Source organism: Candidatus Nitrosotenuis aquarius, from assembly GCF_002787055.1.
Lineage (GTDB): Archaea > Thermoproteota > Nitrososphaeria > Nitrososphaerales > Nitrosopumilaceae > Nitrosotenuis > Nitrosotenuis aquarius.
In genome coordinates this window covers 896,757-917,279 of sequence record NZ_CP024808.1, presented here as the reverse complement: position 1 = coordinate 917,279, position 20,523 = coordinate 896,757, and the positions used below count along the sequence as shown (strand labels likewise).

Annotated in this window: 24 protein-coding genes and 3 tRNA genes; 10 read left to right on the top strand and 17 right to left on the bottom strand. The window is 43.5% G+C overall.

Annotation, left to right across the window (positions count from 1 at the left end; all coding sequences use genetic code 11):
• The first annotated feature begins 71 nt into the window (after positions 1–71).
• From NAQ_RS05445 to rdgB, 3 genes are all read left to right on the top strand, one after another.
• A tRNA-Asp gene (locus tag NAQ_RS05445) sits at positions 72–146 on the top strand.
• 49 nt (positions 147–195) lie between these two features.
• The gene (locus NAQ_RS05440; protein ID WP_100182593.1) at positions 196–816 is read left to right on the top strand and encodes a KEOPS complex kinase/ATPase Bud32; all 621 of its coding nucleotides are present in this window, start codon (positions 196–198) and stop codon (positions 814–816) included.
• On the top strand, positions 800–1,357 hold the full coding sequence (rdgB, locus tag NAQ_RS05435) for an RdgB/HAM1 family non-canonical purine NTP pyrophosphatase (protein WP_100182592.1): 558 nt from the start codon (positions 800–802) through the stop codon (positions 1,355–1,357). The genes NAQ_RS05440 and rdgB overlap by 17 nt, the downstream gene beginning before the upstream one ends.
• Here rdgB and twy1 read toward each other — a convergent pair.
• Entirely contained in the window at positions 1,329–2,351 is a 1,023-nt protein-coding gene (twy1, locus tag NAQ_RS05430) for a 4-demethylwyosine synthase TYW1 (RefSeq protein WP_100182591.1), read from the bottom strand. The two genes, rdgB and twy1, sit on opposite strands and share 29 nt — an antisense overlap.
• A 371-nt stretch (positions 2,352–2,722) precedes the next feature.
• Here twy1 and NAQ_RS05425 point away from each other — a divergent pair, with 371 nt between their 5' ends.
• From NAQ_RS05425 to NAQ_RS05415, 3 genes are all read left to right on the top strand, one after another.
• A complete protein-coding gene (locus NAQ_RS05425; protein ID WP_320410605.1) occupies positions 2,723–3,745 on the top strand; it encodes a magnesium transporter CorA family protein in 1,023 nt (340 codons plus the stop codon).
• A gap of 177 nt (positions 3,746–3,922) precedes the next feature.
• Positions 3,923–3,994: transfer RNA gene (locus NAQ_RS05420), tRNA-His, on the top strand.
• Between the two features lie 39 nt (positions 3,995–4,033).
• Complete coding sequence (locus NAQ_RS05415) at positions 4,034–4,984, top strand: MDR/zinc-dependent alcohol dehydrogenase-like family protein (protein WP_100182590.1); 951 nt, start codon at positions 4,034–4,036, stop codon at positions 4,982–4,984.
• Here the strand turns inward: NAQ_RS05415 and NAQ_RS05410 are convergent.
• Genes NAQ_RS05410 through NAQ_RS05345 form a run of 14 tightly spaced genes read right to left on the bottom strand, consistent with a single transcriptional unit; the run spans position 4,981 to position 15,639 of the window.
• Positions 4,981–5,322, bottom strand: a complete 342-nt coding sequence (locus tag NAQ_RS05410; RefSeq protein ID WP_100182589.1) for a hypothetical protein — start codon at positions 5,320–5,322, stop codon at positions 4,981–4,983. The two genes, NAQ_RS05415 and NAQ_RS05410, sit on opposite strands and share 4 nt — an antisense overlap.
• Positions 5,323–5,356: 34 nt before the next feature.
• Positions 5,357–6,097: a class I SAM-dependent methyltransferase gene (locus NAQ_RS05405; RefSeq protein ID WP_100182588.1), complete on the bottom strand. Its 741-nt coding sequence runs from the start codon at positions 6,095–6,097 to the stop codon at positions 5,357–5,359.
• 24 nt (positions 6,098–6,121) lie between these two features.
• Positions 6,122–6,394, bottom strand: a complete 273-nt coding sequence (locus NAQ_RS05400; protein ID WP_100182587.1) for a stationary phase-response protein — start codon at positions 6,392–6,394, stop codon at positions 6,122–6,124.
• 46 nt (positions 6,395–6,440) lie between these two features.
• On the bottom strand, positions 6,441–6,749 hold the full coding sequence (locus tag NAQ_RS05395; protein ID WP_100182586.1) for a Rieske (2Fe-2S) protein: 309 nt from the start codon (positions 6,747–6,749) through the stop codon (positions 6,441–6,443).
• A 32-nt stretch (positions 6,750–6,781) separates the two neighbouring features.
• Positions 6,782–7,645, bottom strand: a complete 864-nt coding sequence (locus NAQ_RS05390; protein ID WP_100182585.1) for a fumarylacetoacetate hydrolase family protein — start codon at positions 7,643–7,645, stop codon at positions 6,782–6,784.
• A 7-nt stretch (positions 7,646–7,652) separates the two neighbouring features.
• The gene (locus NAQ_RS05385; RefSeq protein WP_100182584.1) at positions 7,653–9,359 is read right to left on the bottom strand and encodes a glutamate--tRNA ligase; all 1,707 of its coding nucleotides are present in this window, start codon (positions 9,357–9,359) and stop codon (positions 7,653–7,655) included.
• Position 9,360: 1 nt separating this feature from the next.
• On the bottom strand, positions 9,361–10,335 hold the full coding sequence (locus NAQ_RS05380; RefSeq protein WP_100182583.1) for a polyprenyl synthetase family protein: 975 nt from the start codon (positions 10,333–10,335) through the stop codon (positions 9,361–9,363).
• The gene (gene idi / locus NAQ_RS05375) at positions 10,335–10,976 is read right to left on the bottom strand and encodes an isopentenyl-diphosphate Delta-isomerase (protein ID WP_100182582.1); all 642 of its coding nucleotides are present in this window, start codon (positions 10,974–10,976) and stop codon (positions 10,335–10,337) included. Before idi ends, NAQ_RS05380 begins: the two co-directional genes overlap by 1 nt.
• Positions 10,977–10,978: 2 nt before the next feature.
• Entirely contained in the window at positions 10,979–11,716 is a 738-nt protein-coding gene (locus NAQ_RS05370) for an isopentenyl phosphate kinase (RefSeq protein ID WP_100182581.1), read from the bottom strand.
• A 44-nt stretch (positions 11,717–11,760) separates the two neighbouring features.
• The gene (gene mvk / locus NAQ_RS05365) at positions 11,761–12,702 is read right to left on the bottom strand and encodes a mevalonate kinase (RefSeq protein WP_100182580.1); all 942 of its coding nucleotides are present in this window, start codon (positions 12,700–12,702) and stop codon (positions 11,761–11,763) included.
• Positions 12,699–13,529 (bottom strand): MEMO1 family protein, encoded by an 831-nt coding sequence (locus NAQ_RS05360; protein WP_100182579.1) that lies wholly within the window; start codon positions 13,527–13,529, stop codon positions 12,699–12,701. Before NAQ_RS05360 ends, mvk begins: the two co-directional genes overlap by 4 nt.
• Entirely contained in the window at positions 13,530–14,153 is a 624-nt protein-coding gene (rpsB, locus tag NAQ_RS05355; RefSeq protein ID WP_100182578.1) for a 30S ribosomal protein S2, read from the bottom strand.
• Between the two features lie 9 nt (positions 14,154–14,162).
• Positions 14,163–15,401: a phosphopyruvate hydratase gene (gene eno / locus NAQ_RS05350; protein ID WP_100182577.1), complete on the bottom strand. Its 1,239-nt coding sequence runs from the start codon at positions 15,399–15,401 to the stop codon at positions 14,163–14,165.
• 1 nt (position 15,402) lies between these two features.
• Complete coding sequence (locus NAQ_RS05345; RefSeq protein WP_100183472.1) at positions 15,403–15,639, bottom strand: DNA-directed RNA polymerase subunit N; 237 nt, start codon at positions 15,637–15,639, stop codon at positions 15,403–15,405.
• A 49-nt stretch (positions 15,640–15,688) separates the two neighbouring features.
• On the opposite strand from NAQ_RS05345, the gene NAQ_RS05340 reads away from it, so the two are divergent.
• A tRNA-Leu gene (locus tag NAQ_RS05340) sits at positions 15,689–15,773 on the top strand.
• Between the two features lie 4 nt (positions 15,774–15,777).
• Here the strand turns inward: NAQ_RS05340 and NAQ_RS05335 are convergent.
• The gene (locus tag NAQ_RS05335; RefSeq protein WP_100182576.1) at positions 15,778–16,377 is read right to left on the bottom strand and encodes a translin family protein; all 600 of its coding nucleotides are present in this window, start codon (positions 16,375–16,377) and stop codon (positions 15,778–15,780) included.
• A gap of 72 nt (positions 16,378–16,449) precedes the next feature.
• On the opposite strand from NAQ_RS05335, the gene NAQ_RS05330 reads away from it, so the two are divergent.
• The 3 genes from NAQ_RS05330 to cobT are packed head-to-tail and all read left to right on the top strand — an operon-like array spanning position 16,450 to position 18,770.
• Positions 16,450–17,097 (top strand): NAD(P)H-hydrate epimerase, encoded by a 648-nt coding sequence (locus tag NAQ_RS05330; protein ID WP_100182575.1) that lies wholly within the window; start codon positions 16,450–16,452, stop codon positions 17,095–17,097.
• A complete protein-coding gene (locus tag NAQ_RS05325) occupies positions 17,094–17,708 on the top strand; it encodes a hydroxyacylglutathione hydrolase family protein (RefSeq protein ID WP_100182574.1) in 615 nt (204 codons plus the stop codon). The genes NAQ_RS05330 and NAQ_RS05325 overlap by 4 nt, the downstream gene beginning before the upstream one ends.
• Positions 17,709–18,770, top strand: a complete 1,062-nt coding sequence (cobT, locus tag NAQ_RS05320) for a nicotinate mononucleotide-dependent phosphoribosyltransferase CobT (protein WP_100182573.1) — start codon at positions 17,709–17,711, stop codon at positions 18,768–18,770.
• Here the strand turns inward: cobT and glmS are convergent.
• A complete protein-coding gene (gene glmS, locus NAQ_RS05315; protein ID WP_100182572.1) occupies positions 18,757–20,517 on the bottom strand; it encodes a glutamine--fructose-6-phosphate transaminase (isomerizing) in 1,761 nt (586 codons plus the stop codon). The genes cobT and glmS overlap by 14 nt on opposite strands.
• Positions 20,518–20,523: the final 6 nt, after the last annotated feature.

Below are 20,523 nucleotides of genomic sequence, written 5' to 3'. Positions count from 1 at the left end.
TTTAGTCTTTGGATGAAGAAATTCTCTGAGATGATAACTTTAAAAAAGGAAATTCTTTGATCAAAATTCAAGCCCTTGTAGTATAGCCCGGTCTAGAATTCGGCCCTGTCACGGCTGAGACGCGTGTTCAAATCCCGCCAAGGGCGCTAACTCTTTTCTTTAATCCTAATATCTGATTGAAAAATTATACTGATAGTGAAGCTAATCAAAAAAGGTGCCGAAGGCGACATCTATCTTGTTAAATTTGATAATACGCCTGCAATTCTCAAGACGCGAAAAACAAAACCATACCGACATCCGATACTGGACAATAAAATAAGAAAGCAGCGAACCATACGGGAAGCATCAATTCTTTCTGAGGCAAAATCCTTTGGGATCAGAACGCCTCTGGTCTATCAGGTAAACACTAACGATTGTACTATTCTGATGCAGCAAATCAATGGAGTGATAGTCAGGGACCTAAAAGACGCCAAGCTAAAATCTGCATGCGCAGAAATTGGCAGAATAACTGCCACACTGCACAAAAACGGCATAATACACGGAGATCTTACCACGTCAAATTTCATATCCAAAAACGACAAAATCTATGCAATTGATTTTGGCCTTGCACAAAAATCAATCAGAGTGGAAGACCACGCCGTGGATTTGCGACTATACAAAGAGATTCTTGGCAGCGCTCATGTAAAAATAATGCAAGAGTTATGGGATGCGTTTCTGAGAGGATACAAGTCAATTATAGGCACAGAACGATTCAACAAGGTACTGACTCAATTATCGATAATAGAGGGAAGGGGAAGATATGCAAGAATGGAATGATGTGTATTTTGTATCCTCAAACAAACACAAGTATCTGGAAGCAAAGGAAATCATGTCTTCATTTGGAATAAGGCTGGGATTCTTCCAGGCAAGTTTGCTGGAAATCCAGTCTGATTCTTTATCAGCGATTGCCAAGACAAAGGCACTGGATGCATTTTCAAAATGCAAAAAACCCGTAATAATAGAAGATGATGCTCTGGTCATTTCGTCGCTTGGCGGCTTTCCAGGGCCGTATTCGTCATATGTCTTTGACACCATTGGTAACAAGGGGGTAATTGATCTGGTAAAGGGAAATAGGTCGGCAAAATTCCATGCCACAATATCGTATTGTGACAAAAAGAGAAAACCGATTCTTTTTGAGGGAATCACTCCAGGCAAAATTGCAAAAAAGATCTCAGGCAAGGGCTGGGGATATGACCCAATATTTGTCCCAAGGGGGAAAACCAAGACATATGCGCAAATTCCTGACAAGAACGCCATATCCCATAGGTATCGCGCGCTGGCAAAATTTGCTAGCTGGTTTGTGCGTACGCGGAGATAAGGGGGCTGATCTTTCTTTGCTGGTTCTGCAACAATACTATCCTTGATGCGATACTTTCGTCAACTATTGAATAGATCTGGCTTTTTTCTGCCAGCTTGCCTGCAAAGTAGCTGACCTCCTCAAATTCCAGCATGTCGGAGCGGGCAAGCCTGTTTGTGGAGCGGCCAATGTGCATATAGGATTTTATCTCAATAAAGTGCACATTTGCGCGCCTTATCATGTCTGCAAACGCCGGAATCATTTCCTCAAAATCGTTATGGTTTCTGATCATGGTCATTCGAAGGACCGTTCGTGTGTCCATGTTTTGCAATAATTCTAGAGACTGGTTCCATCTCTCCCATGAATCCGAATATCTTGGCTTGTTTATTCTCATAAATGAATCACAGTCTGCGGCGTTTGTGGATAGGTAGATCTGTGTTGGCAGTGCATCCTCGTCTTGGAGGCGCCTGAGCATCTGTGGTTCTTGGCCGTTTGTTACAAGAAATATTGACTTTGTTGCAGGCAGTGTCTTGAGGTATTTTATCAGTTCTGGAAGCTTGGGGTACATTGTTGGCTCGCCAGAAAGCGATATTGCGTAATGCGCCGGCAATAATGACTCGTCCAGTTTTTTGTGGATTGATTTTGGATCACCATAATGGCCCATGATCAGATTTTCTCGTTCTGCCATTAGCTTGGTTATGATGTCTTTTGGCTCTGCCACGTTTTGCGGGCTCATCTCAAGTGAGTCATAAAACTCCATTGGGCGCCAGCAATAGACGCACCTGTTCTCGCAGTACATTCCTGCAGGAGAAAACTCCATGCACTGGTGTGTTGATATGCCATAGAACTTGTGCTTGTAGCAGCTTTCTTCTCCTTTGAAGGATTTTTTTGTCCAGTGACACAGTTCTACAGTGGAATGATCTGATACTCCATACTTGGCCTTTTTGAGCTGTTGCTGGATGGATGACTTGATCTGAATGATATCATTTTCTACAAACTCGCCTGAGCAACTCATGATGTTTTTTGTGCTTTGGTTTTACTTAATTTTTCATTTTTGGAGTTGAGCCTGGTTTTAATGTAAAAAATTATTTCATTATGTTCAGATCTTTATTATAAAAATTCATACAAAATGTTAAATACAAAAAATTCCTATAAAGAATAATGCGGAAGGATGTAAAATCCAACAAATAGTCCGCGCGTGGCTCAGTAGAACGATATAGTGAACCATGAACGCTAAGGCGTTATGGTACAGAGAGGTATTCTCTCATGTTCTACGCTTGGGGCCACGCCCGCACATTATCTCACAAAAATTATGCAGTTTGTGCAAAATTTGTTTGCGATATCATAATGAAAACTTAAATTAAAATTCAGAGAGGTTTAGCTGAATTGAAAAAAGAACTATTCATCTCCAGGTTGCCACATTTGCGAAGACATCCTCAGCCTGCTGAGATAATCCAAAGCAAGCTGGAAACCATCCAGGGAAATGGCTTTACTTGGACTGACATTCAAAACCCAGACCGCGCAGAAATTGAAAAGCTGGGGCAAATGTACAATTTTAATTCCTTAAACCTGGATGACTCTATCTCAAAGATCCAGCTTGCAAAAATAGACAACTATGACGATCATTCCTTTATCATCCTGCATTTTCCACCACTTGCACTAAAGCGCGGCATGTCGCGATTTAACCAGCTTGCAGTATTCATCGGAAAAGATTATCTGGTTACCATACACTATGGAGAGCTCAAACCGCTAGTGGAAATGGTAAGTCGCTGCAAAGACGATTCCAAGTACAGAAATGAACTGCTTGGCAAGTCGTCTGGATTTCTGCTATACAAAATAGTTGATGCTCTAGTAGACGAACTACTGCATACATTGCGCAGAATTGTGGAGAATCTGGATGAGATAGAAGACGATGTCTTTGACGAAAACAAGTCCACACCAAAAAAGATTTCATTATTGAGGCGTGAAATCACAATACTGCGTCGTATAGTCCATCCGCTGCGAAAAACCGTACTGGAAACATCAAAGAACACGCAACGCTTCTCAAATCCCGATGATGATCTGGTGATTCATTTTGATGACGTAATTGATCACATTGACAAAGTGGCAGAAACACTGGACGAGGCAAAAGAAACAATGGAGATCTACAAGGACACTGACTTTCTACTCTCTACTGAAAAATCAAACAAAATACTTGCAACACTTACCATAATATTCACGCTAACAATTCCGCCGACCGTAGTTGGCGCCATCTATGGCATGAACATAAACCTGCCAGGCGGAATCCAGACAGGAAGCTGGACGTTTCTTGGGGAATATACGGCACTAATTATAATGCTGATTTTATCTATGATTCCATCTGGACTATTGTATGCCTATTTTTACAAGAAGAAATGGCTTGCTGACTAGTGAACCCACGGAAATAGGTAGTTTACGCCCCACCAAACTACGGCTACAGTTATTGCCATTCCAATGAACCAGCCCTTGCCTTGCATAATCGGTCTTTTTTATAGGGAATAATAAATTTGTCCTTGATTTTTAGCTGTAGTTAGGTTAATAGTGGATCTGTCGGCTTTGGTTTTTGCGGCCTTCGTAGTACAGTGGCTAGTATAGGGGACTGTGGATCCCCGGACAGGGGTTCGATTCCCCTCGAGGGCCTACACCTTTAATTCCCTCAGAATTGTATTTACAAAAAACATGAAGGCTGCTTACTTTGATGGCTCCAAAATATCACTGCAAAATGACTATCCGAATCCCAAACCCGGGGAAGCCCTAGTCAAAGTCAGGCTGGCCGGAATCTGTGGCACAGATCTTGAGATGATTCAGGGCTATGCCTCATACACCGGCGTTTTAGGCCACGAATTTGTCGGCGAGGTAATATCTTCTGAAAATAAAAATCTGATTGGCAAACGCGTTGTAGGCGAAATTAATGCAGGCTGCGGAAAATGCTCCATGTGCACAACCGGATTGGAACGACACTGTCCAAATAGAACAGTACTTGGAATATACAAGCGAGACGGAGCATTTGCGCAATATCTATCACTTCCTGAAAAAAACCTACACGTTATACCTGACTCTATTTCTGATGAGCAGGCCGTCTTTGTAGAGCCACTGGCAGCTGCATTTGAAATTGAAGAGCAACTGAAAATCGACAAAGACTCGGCAATCGCAATACTTGGAGACGGAAGACTGGCTCAGCTGATCACACGAGTGCTTGGAATACACCACAAAAACATTACCTGCTTTGGAAGACATCAAAACAAACTGCAATTATTGGCCAAGCTTGGAGTAAAGACAAAAATTGGCATTTCAGCAGAAGATGAACACAAATTCGATGTCGTAGTGGAGGCAACGGGAAGCGAATCCGGATTCTTAGATACCATGCGACTTGCAAAGCCAAGGGGCACGGTTGTACTAAAATCCACCATGTCATCAAAGAACAAGATAGACCTGACTGCCGCCATAGTAAACGAAATAACCTTTATCGGCTCTAGGTGCGGTCCGTTCAGGCCTGCAATCCAAGCCCTGGTAACAAGCACAGTATATGTTGATGATCTAATTGACACTGTCTATCCGCTGGACAAACTAGATGAAGCGCTAGATGCAGCAAAAAGTCCAGGTCGACTCAAAATTTTTCTTAGGCCCTAAAAGATTCCGTACTTGCTTGATTCCATTTCTTCTTTGATGGCAAACTTTACTCGAAGGCTGGTCTTTTCCATTTTTTGGGCAAGCCAGGAGAGAAACTTTTTTTCGCTTCCCTTGCCCTTTAGCTTGGAAAAATCAGCCCCCATCTGGTCTGCTAATTTTTGCACCAAATCAGAGCGCACAGAAACTACGTAAAAATGCCAGCCAAACGCAAATTCCGAATCGGTAATAGTAAAGCCGTCCTTCTCATGAACCATTTCCTCTAGGCCTGACAATGTCCTGATTATCTCCTTGCTAGACTTGTCATAATCCGTAGCAGAAACGTTGATGTTGAGTCGCATGCTTTGCTTATGTGGCTGAAAAATAAAAGGTTCGCTATTTTATGAGATGCCTTACCTCTATGTTAAAAAAATTATCCAGTATTTCGATGTAGGCTTTGACAGGAGCTGGGATCTCCTGAGTGCAGGCCAGTCCGAGATTTTTTGCATTTATCCAGATCATTACTGTCTGCAGTATGGTCAGAAACCTGTCGTTTCCTGTGTCTGGCGAGCCCACTGCCTTGGTGTATCGCTCTGCATGCTCCCATGCGGTGGTAAAGTCAATGCATTCTGTCTCAAATACTGCCATTATCTGGTCCTTGAGACTCTTTGCTAGGATAAATGGAGTCTGGTGCAACAGATATGGAAATCTGACCTTGTTTGGGATTACTCCAGGTAATGGATCAAAAATGGTGATAATCTTGCATCCCGGCCTCAAATTGGAGAATTTTTCAAGCATCTTTGCGATTATGGCCTCATCTGAAAACCAAAACAGGACTATTGTTGCATCTGATAGGTCTGCATCCGTTATGTCTTGGTGTAATGCGATTATCTTTGGATCTTTTTTTATCTGTGAGATTTTTTCCGGGTCATTGTCGATTCCGACTGCTCGGGCTCCAAATTCTTTGGCAGCTATTTGCAGGCTGTTTCCGGTTCCGCATCCCAGGTGATAGAAAACATCGTTTGCACCAAGGCCTGCAAACTTGAAAATCTCTCGCAATGAATCATCCAATAGCTGAACTTCTTGGCCTGAAATTATAGAATCTGGCAATGACGAAATGTATTCCTCTATTTTCACACTGGAAATGTGACTTGGGGAAATTTAATCTCTAATACTCTCTAGGGTTGATACTGCTTGCCATAGTGTAACTCGCACGTATGATGGCAGGTTCGGGTCTTGCGTCACATCATCAATTTGGGATATTGCATTTGCGGCTCTAATCGAAACTGGGTCTTGGCCCGACTTGAGATTGGTAATCAAGTCTGTCAGATTCTTTTTGATGTTCTTTGGTGTCGTAGGACTTGAGGCAACCTGGGTTAGTGTCTGGATTGCCACTTCAAGTGATTTTTGGTTTTGAGCCTTTTTGTCTGCCATGCCTAATTCATTTTGTAATATTGACACTAGTTTTAAAATCTACACCCTAGAACTCCACAAAAACGTTGTCAGATTCTACTATTGTTCTATATGCCCTGAGGTCCCTGATTTTGGCTGGGAACTTTTCCAGCTTGCCGCTCATGCAGTTGAACTTGGCACCATGCCATCCGCACGTGACAATTCCACCCTCCAAGACTCCTCCTGAAAGACTTGCTCCTGCATGTGTGCATGTGTCGTCACAGGCAAAATAATTTCCGTCAATGTTTGCAACCAGGATCTCTCGTCCATCCGCGGTTACCTTTGTCATCTTTCCTGGCGGAATCTCTGATGTCTTGCCTACAATGATTTTGCCCATTATTCCATGATGTTTTGGTATTTCTTAAAAATCTAATGCACGAATCGGACTGTGTTTTCCAGCTTGCCTATCTTTTCTATTTCCATCTCTATTTTGTCCCCGTCCTTTAGGAAGACTGCGTCTGGCTTGTTTAGCATCACGCCTGCAGGAGTTCCCGTAGATATGATGTCACCGCGCTCTAGTGTCATCACTCTGCTCAGTTTTGCCACAATTGATGGGATTTTTATGAACATGTTTGCGGTGTTTGAATTTTGGCGCAATACTCCGTTTACCTTTGTGGTCATTTTGAGATTTTGGGGATCTGGGATTTCGTCCGCAGTTGTAATCCATGGTCCGCATGGCGCAAATGTGTCAAATCCCTTTGCGCGCCCAAACTGTTTGTCTTGTGCCTGAATGTCCCTTGCCGATACGTCATTGAAGACCATGTATCCAAAGATAGAGTCCATTGTGTCTTTTTCTTGTATGTTTTTGCAGTCTTTGGATATGATAATTGCAAGCTCTACTTCATAGTCAAGCTGTTTTACAAAACTAGGGCAGACAATCTCGGAATTTGTACCGTTCAGTGTAGTCCTTGGAATTATTACTATGGCAGGCTCTGTTGGCGGTGTTAGGTTCTGCTCTTTTGCGTGATCCACATAGTTGAATGCAAGGCAGATCACCTTGGGCGGATTTGGGATTGGAGCCAAGATCTTTGCATCGGATAACTTTACGGAATAGTCAAGCTTGGGGTTTTGCGATACGACTTCTTTGTACCAGCCGTCAAACAAAAACTCCTTAATCGATAACGGAATTGGGATTCCTGTCTTTGATATGATTTCTTCTTTTGTTGCAATTTGTCCGTCCTTGACAAATCCATAAGTCTCCTTGCCTCCAATCAAAAATCTGCCAATCTTCATTGTTTTCTCACTTGTGTGTGTAAATTGCTTGAAGCATAGAATCCTTTCTGCAGTATCCGAATCTTACGAATTGTATTTCCTTTCCCTCTTTTAGCTCGTTATAGTGGGGTTCTGTAAAAACGTTGATCTCCTGCAGGCTTGATGCATTGAATTCCTCGCCGATGAAGAGCTGGCTTGGAATGAGGACCTTGATTTTCTGCGCATTTTTTTGTGCAACCCAGTGAACTTTGGGAATATCTGTTCCCAACCCGTCTCCGATGTATTGGCCTTCTAGTGGGGACTGGCTTGTTATTTTGACATTGCCTAGGCCCATAAAGCGAATTGCATCGCCTGGCTTTAGCTTGTCGACGTCTTCTGACTCTACGTAAAATCCGCCATCATGTTCTATTGTGCGCTTGCCCATGTCCTTGGTTGGGTGGTTTGGCATGGTGATTGTACTTGATGGTAAATCCTTGATCTTAATTGAGGCTGGATTTTTGACCATGTGCAGCCGGATGCTTTCTGGGTCGACTATTTTGCGGTTAAACGACTCTAGGGTTTCAAACGGTGCCAGTGTGTCTGCCTTTGTAAATCCTAATGACAATACGAATTTTCTGATTGCGTCCTGTCGTATTCCTCGTCTTTTTAGTGCCTCTAGCGTTGGAAGCCTTGGGTCGTCATATCCGGAGACCTTGCCCTCTTCAATTAACGGTCGCAAAACTCTCTTGGATACTGGCATTCCCTCAAAGCCAAGTCTTGAGAACTCGATGACCTTTGGCTTTCTCATCTTTAGCAGATCCAAAATTGTATAGTACAGCTCGTTTCTCAGCTCGTACTCCTTGGTCCTAAATGCATGTGTCACTCCATCAACGCTGTCCTCAATTGCCACCGCAAAGTCGTAGCTTGGCCAGACTCTATACTTGTCGCCAAGCAATGGATGCTTTGTTTCTATGATTCTAAACATCACTGGATCTCTCATCACGGTGTTCTCTGAGCTCATGTTTCCTCGGAATCGGACTATGGCGTCCCCCTGTCCGAATTTTGAGAACATTTTGTCCCATCTGTCCTTGTTTTGTTCAAGCTCGCCCATGCTGCACTTGCATGGCTTCATCTCTCGCCTGTTTGCAGAGATTGTCTCTTGCTTGCACGTGCAGACATACGCATAGTTGCCATCCAGCATTTCCTGGCATTTTTTGTAGAGTAGTTCTATGTCGTCTGATGTGTTCTTTACTCGATCGTACTTTACCTCAAGCCAGTCAAGGCCTACCTTGATTGCCGCGTAATATTCCAGTCGTTCAGCTTCTGGGTTTGTATCGTCAAATCGCAAAATCAGCTTGCCGCCGTACATTTTGGCATACTCCTCATCGATTATGGCTGCCTTTGCGTGCCCAATGTGTGGATATCCGTTTGGTTCTGGTGGGAACCTTGTGACAACTTTGCCGTGCTCTGCTCCTTCAAGTGGGGGCAAGCCTTCTCGCTCTTCTTGCTTTTTTGGCTTTTCTGCAAGCAGGTCTGGGAACTTGTCTTGGATCTGTCTTTTGATTTGGTCCTGCGACATTTGGTTTACGGAATTTACTATCTCGATTATGGCCGGCATTATTTCCTTTACCTGGGTTCGAAGTAACGGCTCTGTTCCGAGAATTTTGCCTAGGACTATTTTGTCCTGGGTTTTGCCGTGGTCTAGTGCGTTTTGCAGTGCTGCTCTTAGTATCTTGTTTCTTACTTGTTCACTCAATCTACAGGCTCCTAGTTACAACAAAATCCAAAAGCGCAATCATTTCTGATTTTGCAGGACCTGAATATTTTGCCAAAGAACGCTTTGCCTTTTGCGCATAATCCAGAGCTGCTTTCCTTACTTCTTGCTCTATGTGCAGGTCTCGCATCACCTCTATTGCCTTTGCAATGTCTGATTTTGCGGCCCTTGGATTTCCAAATACTTTGAGGATTATTTTTTTGGATCTTGGGTCTGCCTTTTGTATTGCAAGCAGTATTGGCAGGGATTTCTTTCCTTCTCGCAGGTCGTTTCCTACTGGCTTTTTTGTGATCTTGGGGTCGCCCAAGACTCCGATATAGTCATCTGTTATCTGAAATGAAACGCCGAGGTTTTTTCCAAATGACGCCAAGTTTGCAACGTCTTGCGGTTTTTTGGCGCAAATTGCGCCCATTGCGCACGATACCTCAAAGAGGGCCGATGTCTTTTTTTCTATCATGGTGATGTATTCTGCCTTGGTAGGGATCTTTTTTCCCTCGGCCATCTTGATGTCAAGGACTTGGCCTTCACACACGTCTACGCACGCCTTGGCTAGCCTTGCAACAAGGCCTGATGATACCTGCGGATTTCTGACCCTGTCTGTGGAAACCATCTCAAATGCCTTTGAAAACAAAACGTCCCCTGCAAGTATTGCAAGCGGCATGCCAAATCTAGTATGTACAGTTGGAACGCCGTGTCGCATCTCATCATTGTCCATGATATCATCGTGAACCAAAGTAAAGTTGTGAACCATCTCTATTGCAGCAGCTGCCGGAAGTGCGTCTTTTGTCGAGCCGCCAAGCATTTGGCAGCTTTTCAGTACCAAATATGGCCTAAGTCGCTTGCCGCCGTTGACAATTAGGTGAGCGCCTGCCTTGTACAAAACATCCGGTCTACCGTTCAGATTTGACTTTAGATAGGAATTGATCTTTTTTGCAGTGCTTGGGAGTGTCTTTACCATTAGTTTAGCAGCCTCCAGTTGTTTGTTGGAAAGTGGTATTTGAGTGATTTTTCCAGTATCTGCTTGTGCTCTGGCCTCATCCATTTGTCAAAGACTGGTTTGTGTTTTTGAATCATTGCCTCATCTGACGCATATAGAAAATACAGGGCAACTAGCATCCACGGACAATAAATCTGAGGATTTTTGTCAATGTCTGAGAGCAATTCCTTTTCGTCTACCCACTTTATCTCACTAATCTCGTCTTTGACTAGTTTCATTTGAAAATCATCTGGGACTAGGCCGATCAATGTACCGCAGATCTCATTTTCCGATCCCACATCCTTGTATGGGACGTGATACTCGAACTTGAAGAGATAATCCAGCTTGCACTGGGCGCCGATTTCCTCTGGTAGTCTTCGCTCTGCAGACGACACATAGGTCTCTGTCTTTCTTGGGTGGCTTGCGACCGTGCCGTCCCAGTCTCCTGGCCAGAGCATCTTGCTTTCACTCCTTCTTGTAAGTAAGAGCCTGTGGTCCTTGTCAAAGAGCAATACAGTAAATGCGCGGTGAAGCTTGCCGTTTGGAAGGTGGCACTTTACTTTTTCCTCTGTGCCTATTGGGTTGTCGTTGCTATCGACTAGGATTAGAAATTCTTCTGCCATGTCTATCGAAATACTGTTCCCTCAAACTTGTTTTTTTGTATTGCATCGACTATTCTTTGCGGCTTGTTTCCGTTTACAAAAAAGACCTTTAGGCCCATCTTGGAAATCTTGGTTGCCTCTTCGACTTTGCGCCTCATGCCGCCTGTGACATCCATTGGTATGTCCTGTATTGATGCTTGTTGGTCCCTCATGTCGTGGATTAGCCGTTTTGTCTTAAAATCGGAATACAGCCCGTCCACATTTAGGACAAATATTGAGAGCCTTGGGCGTAATGTTTTTGCCAGAATGCTCATAATTTTGTCTCCTGATAAGATGTAGGATTTTTTCTGGCCGTACCACAACGCATCGCCAAATGTTACTGGAACCAAATTGGATTCTGCAATTTTTTTGACTTCCTTTACCTTTGGTATGATTGGTGTGTTTCCTGCCATAAAGTCAGTTGGCGGAAGGCAGTACGGGTTTAGCTTGTTTTTTGCAAAAGAATCCAGAATTATCTTGTTTAGCTGAATCATCGAGTTTTTGACTATTGCAACGCCATGGTAGTCGTATTTTGCGGGCTTTGTGTGCATGTCATATTTGACAGACCAGTAATGGCCAAATGATCCCCCGCCGTGCACTATGATGAAGGGTTCTGAGATCTTTTTTAGCTGTCTTGCAATGCTGTCTATGGTCTTTGTTCTTGGAGAAAGAGGTCTTTCCTTGTTGGTTATGATAGAGCCTCCAAGCTTGATGAGAATCATAATTGACCTCAGAAATGGCCTCAGTTAAAAAGTATCGAGTGGTACTATACTTTTTGCTCAACACCGGCGGTGTCTATTTTTGTTGCAAAACATTCGTATTCTGATAGTGCATCAAGTGTGTCTTTCAGACTGGACTCGTCAACTAGTACTACGACGCATCCGCCGTCTCCTGCGCCAGTCAGCTTTGCACCATATGATATGTCTTTGACTGATTGCACCATTGAATCCAGGGTTTGGTTTGATACACCTATTTTTTGCAGGTGTGCTTGGTTTACGATCATTTTCTCCCCAATTTTTTCAAGGTCATTTGCCCTCAGGGCATCCAAGGACTCTTCAATCAGCGCAGATTCGTTCTGGCAAAGAAGGGAAAACTCGTCAGGATGTTTCTCCTTGAACTGTTTTACTCGCGATACTACCTCACTGGTTGAATGAACCATCTTTGAATTGGCAATGACTAGCTGAAACTTGGGCGCAAGATTCAGGTTTTTTGTTCCTTGTTTTGTATATTCCATTATTCCGCCAAAGGTACAGCTTGCGGTGTCTGCCCCAGACGCATTCTCAAAGACGGTTTTTTCTGCTTCCAGTGCAAGGCTCGATACTTTTTCTTTGGAAAATTTTGCAAAAAGGCCGGAAATTGAGCTTGCTGCGGCAACGCAACAAGCAGACGATGAACCAAGGCCGACACCGGGCGGGATCTCTGATCGTATTGTTATTCCAAGTCCTGATTCAGAGTTGAATTGCTTTAGAATTTTTTGGGCAACAAATACCACTGGCCTAAATTTTGCATCGACATTTTTGATTGGCTCGTCTTTTGGTATGGAAATAGTTCCAAGCGCAGAGTCTATCTGGATTGTACTGGAATCGACAAGCTCGGACTCTACTGTTATTCGCCTATCTATTGCGCATAAAACTGCCTTTCCGCCATACACGATAAAATGCTCGCCAAACAAGATCACTTTGGCAGGAGCAGATGCTATTGACTTCAACTAAACACGATTGATGCGTATCCGACAACGGAGCTCTTGTCTCCGGCAATATCGCCACTAGTTGCATACTTGAGCAGCTTTCCTTGTGTTGCTCCAAGTTCCTTGCATGCAATCATCGTTGAGGCAATTGCTCCGTATCCGCACGCACTTACCCTCCTTTCATTCAATATTTCATAGAATTTTTCAACATCTAATTTCAGTATCGGTTCGATGAGTGCCTTATCCTGCTTGTATGCAAAATCGTTTGGCTCATAATGCGTAAAGTCGGATGAGCCAATTATGATGGTTTTTCTTTCCCTTGCAAGCTTGGCAACGGCATTGCCCACTTCCTGCATGTATTCATAGTCCTGATCATTTAGGATGATGGGCAAGATTTTGAACGGTTTTTTGTAAAACTGCATCAGCATTGGTACCTGAACCTCGATGCTGTGCTCTCTTGTATGGGAAAAATAATCAATTTCAATTATTCTTGATATCTCGTTGATTTGTTTTGCTGCATCCGAATCGACTTCCACTGGTCCTAGCGGGGTCTCCCAAGAACAGTCCTTCATTGTTGCAATGTTGCATCCAATACCCCAGTGGTTTGGGCCCAAAATTACGGCAGTGTCAAAGTCTTGGCTTGCAATACTCTCAAAGGAATGAGTGGCCACAGGGCCTGAATACATGTAGCCTGCATGAGGGCAGATTGCTCCATAGATCTTTTCTTTTTTTTGATGAATCTGGCCTATTCCAAACTCGCTTGATATGGAATTAGTAATTGATTGCTCGAGTTTTGATTTTTCTTTTGGATAGAACATGCCAGCAACTGCTGGTGTTCTAATTCGCATCTATTCTAGTTCCTCTTCAGAAATCTTTGTTTCGAAATCGTCGATTTCGTATTTCATTGGGTCGTTTTCGCCCAGCTTTCCCTTTTGGATTAGTATTTCTCTTGCCAGCAGCCAAAATACTGTGGCAAGCGATTTTCTTCCTCTGTTGTTTGCTGGAATGACTACGTCGATTTTTGATGTGACATTGTCGGTATTTGATACGCCAATGACTGGAATTCCTGCATTTGTTGCCTCTGTGATTGCCTGCGAGTCAACTTGAGGATCAGAAATAATGACTAGTTTTGGTTCAGTGTAATATGGCAATGATGGGTTGGTCAGTGTTCCTGGCATGAATCTGCTTAGCATCTTTCTAGCACCTGTGATTTCGCAGAACTTCTCAATTGGGGTGCTTGCATATTCTCGTCCAGAGCAAACCAGTATTTGTGATGGTTCTATTCTGTTGATGAATTTAGCTGCAGTCTTGATTCTTGCCAATGTTTGGTCCAGATCAATCATGTAGAGTCCTTCAGGGCTTGCCTTTGTGATGAATGGCTGCATGAAGGTTGTCTTGACAGTAGTTCCTACTCTTATTCCTGTAGAGAGGATCTTTTTCTTGATGTCTTGTGGTTCTGTCTGCTGACTCATTTTACGATTTTAAACCTCTGCCATACCCGATATTAAACCATGCTCTGAGAGACGAATCAATTCGTTTAGTTTTGCTATTCTCTCGCCGCCCACTACGCCCACCTTTAGCATTTTAGAACCAGTGGCGACTCCAATATGAGAAATCTGGTAATCTGTGGACTCGCCTGATCTGTGCGATGTTATGATTCCTATTTTGTTCTTGGAGGCAATCTGCGCAAATTCTAGTGCATCGTAGAGGCTTCCTGCCTGGTTTACCTTGAGAATGACACCGGTGCATGATTTTTTCTTTACAGCTTTTTGTAGAATTTTTGGATTTGTGACTGTTAGGTCGTCGCCTGTGACAAACGTCTTTGGGAATTTCTTTGCCAGTATAGCCATGTCATCAAATGCTTCCTCGTGTACTGCGTCTTCTGCATAGATTAGCTTGTATTTTTTTATGATGTCTGCGGCAAAGTCGATTTGCTCTTCTGGGGTGTTCTCAAAGCCTGCCCTGTCGTAAACGTACTTTTTCTTTTTCCCATCCCATTGCGTAGATGATGCAAAGTCAGCGCCCAACGCTACTTCTTTTCCTAGGGTGTAGCCAAGGTTTTCTATTGCCTGGGCAGAGATCTCTAGTGCTTTTTCGTTGTCCATCTCTGGCGCCCATCCACCCTCATCGCCCCTGCCGTTGGTAAATCGAGGGTTGTCTTTTTGGAGCGCCTTGCCAAGCTCCTTGTGGACTGCCAAGTTCATCTCTATTGATTCTCTTGGTGTCTTTGCCCCAATTGAGCAGATCAAAATCTCTTGAATGTCAGGGGTTCCGGGACCTGCATGGGCTCCTCCCCCAAGAATGTTTCCTAGCGGAAATGGGAATCTCCATTTTTTGGTCTGCGAAATTACCTTAAAGAATGGCTCGTCTCTTGCCTTTGCAGCAGAGTCAATTGACGCTATGGTAAGTGCATATGCCACTGCCCCGCCGATTTTTGAATAATTATTGGTAGAGTCTATTTTTCTTATCTCTCTTTGAATTGACTTTAGGTCGTCCGAGTCTAGGCCGACAAATTTTTTGATATTCTTGTTTAGAATTTGGAGGCTTTTTTCTGGCTTGTTGTCTGCAAAGCTTTGCGCTTCGTATTTTCCAACACTTGCACCAGATGGGGCGCAGGCTCGGCCAAGGTGTTTTTTGTCTGAAATAACATCTATTTCGATTGTCTTGCTACCGCGACTGTTGTAAAGCAGTCTGCCTCTTACCGATGTGATCTTTGGCAAGCTACTCTAGCTCAGATTGAACTTCCAAGTAACGTCTTTGGATTGCCTCGTAGAATGGAATGACTTGTTGCATCGTCTCTACGGTTGTCAACATCATTCTTCTGCAGCAATATCTTTTCAAACCAAGTGAATCTAAAACTTTGACTGGTTCTTCTCCAGCTTTGATCCTGTTTTGATAATCATCGTATTTATCAGCAATTAGATTTCCACAAGTGAAACATCTGACTGGGATTAACACAACGACAAAAATCAAGTAAGGTTATAAAAACCATCCATGGAATTTTGCTGCGGGAGTCGCCAAGCCTGGCCAACGGCGCTAGCTTGAGGGGCTAGTATCTTAGGATTTCGTGGGTTCAAATCCCACTTCCCGCATTCCTCACTTTTTCATTGACTTGATTAATTCTGCGCGTCTAATCTCTTCAGTAATCGCAATTCGCGTCTCTTCGACTAGAATTCTTGCAACATCAAGCTTTCTTCTTGCCTCTTTGACGATCTTATCAAAATACGCAAATGGATACAGCATCAAATACAGCTCATCCATTTTCTCAAACATCTTTCTTGCGTCCTCTGACTTGCCGACTCGGATCTTGTCATAGACGTCTCTTCGCATCTCCCCGATGCAGTCCAACAATCCCAAAACATAGGACTCGTCCTTTACCTTGAGTGATTCTGGGCTTGGGATCTCTTTGCCTTGGATTAGTGCCAAAAACGATGATGCCTCTACGAATTCCTGCTCAGATGGTATGAGATACTTGTATAGTGCCTTGTCGATGTTTTTGCGGTATTGCTCTAGAAGTCTTTTTGCCTGCAAGATCTTTTTTGCAGCTGCCTTTGTGTCGTTTTTGTGGCAATCTATTATGGATTCGCTACACAACGTGATGATCTGTCTTGTGTTTTTGATCAGACTTTCTCGTTCATCTAGGTTTTTTTCTAGTGCCTTTGAGATTTTGTCCAGATATTTCTTTGTTGAATCCATAGTCTTGTTCTGCAAACCTAGGATAAAGTCGTTTTCAAATAACTTATTTTATGTCAGAAATTTAGCTGTATTATGGAAATCACAGTCAAACAAATGTATCAAATCGAGGAAAACGGCCACCAGATGGGCTTTCCGAGGCAGCTAATGATGGAAAACGCTGGCGCCTCGATGGTAAAAAGAATAGTGGAAAAATTTCCAGACATATCATCAAAAAAAATCCTAGTCTTTGCAGGCCTTGGCAACAATGGCGGCGACGCGCTAGTGGTTGCACGACACCTGGCAGGATACGGAAGCAAAGTAACCGTAATACTGCTGGGAAATCCGTCGGACATCAAGACCATAGAATGCAGAACAAACTGGCAAGTCCTAGAAAAGATGAACTCGATTCAGCTTGGGTTTGGCCCAAACGACGCTGCAAACTTTGATGTTGACATCATAATTGACGGAATCTTGGGCACCGGAATCTCTGGAGACATTCGTGAGCCACATGCGTCGGCAATTGATCTTATCAACAAAACAAAAGCATTCAAAGTAGCAGTCGATGTTCCTTCTGGCGTTGACCCAGACACAGGAAACACTGCCAACAAGTACGTAACAGCAGACATGACTGTGACATTTCACAAAATGAAGCGAGGCATGCCAAAAAGAAAGGACCTGTGCGGAACAATCTTTGTTGAAAAGATTGGCATCCCACCAGAAGCCGAAATAGGTGTACTATGATAGTTCATCAGATTCCTGTTGGCAGCATGCAGAACTTTACCTATGTCTTGGAAGATGAGTCAACAAGTGAGGGAATCATAATTGATCCGTCTTGGGATCTGGATGAAATAATGAGAATTGTCCAGAAAAACAATATCAAAGTAAAATACATCGTAAACACCCACCATCATTTTGATCACACAATAGGAAATGACACAATAAAAAATGAAACGGGTGCACCCATACTACAATACAAGACATCCACAATAAAGCACGACCTGGAGGTCTCTGATGGAGACAAGATCAAATTTGGCAGCTCCGAGCTTACCGTAGTTCACACCCCTGGCCACTCCAAGGACAGCATGTGCCTTGTAGGTGATGGCAAGATTTTCTCCGGCGACACACTCTTTGTTGGAACATGCGGAAGGGTGGATCTGCCTGGGGGAGATGCAAGGGAGCTGTATCATAGTATAGTCAATATTTTGCGCAAAATGGACGATAATCTCGTGATGTATCCTGGGCACAACTATGGCTCTGCGCCGACCTCGACTCTGGGCACACAAAAAAAGATGAATTTTGTAATGCAGCCAAGAACAGAAGCTGAATTTTTGGAAATAATGGGTATTGGCTAATTGCACAAGGATGTAGATGTTTTTGTACAAAAAAATGGAGAAAAATTCCTAGAGCAACTAGAAAAAAAGCAATTTCTCTTCTCTCTGGTAATATCGTACACTGAAACCTGCACAATTCCCGGAATCACCGTGGCTGGAAAAACACCCGAAGTACTTCCGTATACCTCTCCTGCAGATGCAGAATTTCTCAACTTTGGATACTGCAAATGCATTGATGCAATACCGATGACTCCTGATGGAAAGCCGACGCCAGCACTATTAACAAAGACTGCGCTAGAGTCAGCAAGCATCCCAAATATCATAGTAAATGCCGGAAGCAAAATTGCTCCACAGATGCCGTGTTTTGAAACCGGCCTGACTCATGGAAAAAACATCACAGTAGAGCCTGCCATGTCAATTGACGATGTAACCCATGCAGTAGAATACGGGAGGATGATTGGCAGAGCACTTGGTTCCACTACTGACTGTCTTGTGATTGGTGAGAGCATCCCTGGAGGCACTACCACTGCACAGGCAGTCCTGACGTCTCTTGGAATAGACGGATCAGTCAGTAGCAGCATGCAGGAAAATCCATTATCATTAAAACAAAAAATTGCAAACGATGTCGCAAAAAGAACCGAATCAAAAAATCAATTTGATGTTGTCTCAAACGGAGGCGACCCAATGATACCTACAGTTGCAGGAATTCTCAGTACCGCATCTGCCCAAACCAAGGTTATTTTGGCAGGTGGCACACAGATGGCAGCAGTTCTGGCATTTGGCAGAATCACCGGGTATAATCGAGACAATGTCGCAATTGCCACAACATCATATGTGACAGACGACAAGACGGCAAATCTTGTAAACATGATATCCCAAATAGACCAAATCCCAGTGTTCTCAGTCAGGCTAGCGCTGGGCAAATCCAAAATCCAAGGACTGCGTGCATTTGCAAATGGGTTCGTAAAGGAAGGAGTCGGCGCAGGCGGGGCATCGCTTGCAGCAATGCTGAAAATTGGAATCGACTCTGATCAATTACTTGCGCTAACCGAAAAACAATACTTGGAAACTATTTCACAGTAACAGATTTTGCCAGATTTCTTGGATAGTCGGGGTCTGTGTTCTTTTCTATTGCGGAATAATACGATAGCAGCTGAATTGGAATTATCTCAATTAGAGGGTATAGGGCATCATCTATGGTTGGAATCTGTATCCAGTGATCATAGACGTCACTTGGCTTGTCAGAGACTCCTATGATCTTGGCACCGCGCGCCTTTATCTCTCGAGCACTAGTAAGGGTGTCGTTATAGGTAAAGTCGTTTGGATTTATTATCACAACATAGACGCTAGAGTCCATAAGGGCAAGCGGCCCGTGTTTTAGCTCACCACCTGGAATCCCTTCTGCATGAATGTATGATAGCTCTTTTAGCTTTAGCGCAGATTCTGTCGCGATAGGATAGTGGACTGCTCTGCCCAAAATGTAAATATCTTGGACGTCCTTGAGCTCTTTTGCTATTTCCTTGATCTTGGTGTGATCAGCTAGTGCCTTGGCAACAGCCGATGAAATCTTTTCACCATCAATGTTGATGCATCCATCACAGAGTTTTTTGGTAATTTTGTAGATGATGCTAAGCTGCGCAGTAAAGCTCTTCGTTGCCGCCACGCCTATTTCTGGACCACAACCCATTCCAATTACTACTGCAGACTCTTGCGCCAGGGATGATGTCAAAATGTTTACTATAGATAGAATCTTGGCGTTTGCCTTTTTGGCTATTTTGACTGCCTCTAGTACGTCTGCGCTCTCGCCGCTCTGGGATATTGCAATTAGAATAGAGTTTGGCTCTATTGTCTCTGGCGTAAATGATAATTCGCTGGATATGATTGGCTCTACTTTGATTTTTGCGTATTTTTGCCACAGATATTTTGCAACCAGCGCTGCATTGTAGCTTGTACCGCTTCCTGTAACATAGATGCTCCGCGCATGCCTAATGAATTCCGTTGCGGTATTGATTGCGTCTGCAGATTTTTCACCAGCTGACACTATAGTTTCTGGCTGCTCTGATATTTCCTTTAATGTAAAGTGCGCATAGTCTCCCTTGTATGCGTCTGCAAATTCCTTTGATACTTTTGTCACCTGGTGCTTTACTGCATTTCCATCAAAATCGTAAATCTGAATTCCAATTCTGTCCAGTATTACCAGCTCGCCATTGTCCAAATAGATGGCATCATCGGTCTTTTCGATAAATCCCAAGACATCGCTTGATAGGAAAAATCCCTTTTTGCCAATTCCAATTATTAGTGGCTCGTGGTATCTTGCGGCTGACAAAATTCCATTCTCAAACATTGCGACAAACGCATAGTGGCCCTTTAGCTTGGATACTGTCTTTATCATGGATTGTTTTATGTCGTGGGTTTGGTCATAGTTGAACTGGAGCAGATTTGCAATCACCTCGCTGTCTGTCTGACTCTGGAAGCGATAGCCTCTATTTTCGAGGTCTGCCTTTAGCTCCTCATAGTTTTCTATTATACCGTTATGTACAATGGCTATTTTGCCAGAGCTGCTAGGGTGTGGGTGCGCATTGACATCGGTAACATTTCCATGTGTTGCCCATCTGGTGTGGCCTATTCCTACATGGCCTGGCAAATTATCCAAGTGTAGCGCATTATTCACTACTTCTACTTTGCCTACTCCCTTTTTGACCACAATGTCATTGTCGGATTTTGTGGCAACGCCTACGCTGTCGTATCCGCGATACTCCATTCGCTTTAAGCCCTTGACCAAAATTGGCGCTGCCGGCAAATCGCCATAATAGCCGATAATAGAACACATTTTCTG